This is a genomic window from Candidatus Symbiopectobacterium sp. NZEC135 (genome assembly GCF_025962695.1).
Map to the genome: position 1 here is coordinate 1 of NZ_JAGFPF010001513.1, position 522 is coordinate 522.

Annotated in this window: 1 protein-coding gene; it reads right to left on the minus strand. The window is 60.2% G+C overall.

Features of this window, described 5'->3' with window-relative positions:
* Positions 1-522, minus strand: a 522-nt coding sequence (locus J5224_RS35100) for an E3 binding domain-containing protein (protein WP_264629399.1), incomplete at both ends; no start/stop codon positions are given.

The window sequence follows — 522 nt, forward strand, 5'->3', positions numbered from 1 at the left end:
GTTTTTCGCTTCGAGCAGGCGTTCCGCAACACGCTTACGCAGGCGTGTCATCGGCACACGTTTTTCGCTGCGATGGGCCAAAGCGGGTGCAGCTTGCGCTTTCTCCGCTTTTTTATCACTGCCGCTGGCAGCCTGCGTCTGCGCCGCCAGATGCTTCTCCACATCTTCACGCGTGATACGGCCACCGACGCCGCTGCCTTTGATCGCAGCCGCATCCAGACCGTGCTCACCGATCAGACGACGAATTGCCGGACTGAGCGCGTCGTTGTTCTCTTCGGTCAACCCGGCGGTATGGCGCTGGGCAGGCGTAGACTCTTTGCTCTGCGATTTTTCGCTGGTTTCTTTACCGGAGCTGTCGCCCCGACGCAGACGCCCAAGAATTTGGCGCGATGTCACCGTAGCGCCTTCGCTTTCCAGCACGGCATCCAGCACGCCCGCTTCAGGCGCCGGCACTTCCAGCACCACTTTATCGGTTTCAAATTCGACCAGCACTTCATCACGCTGGACGCTGTCACCCGGCTT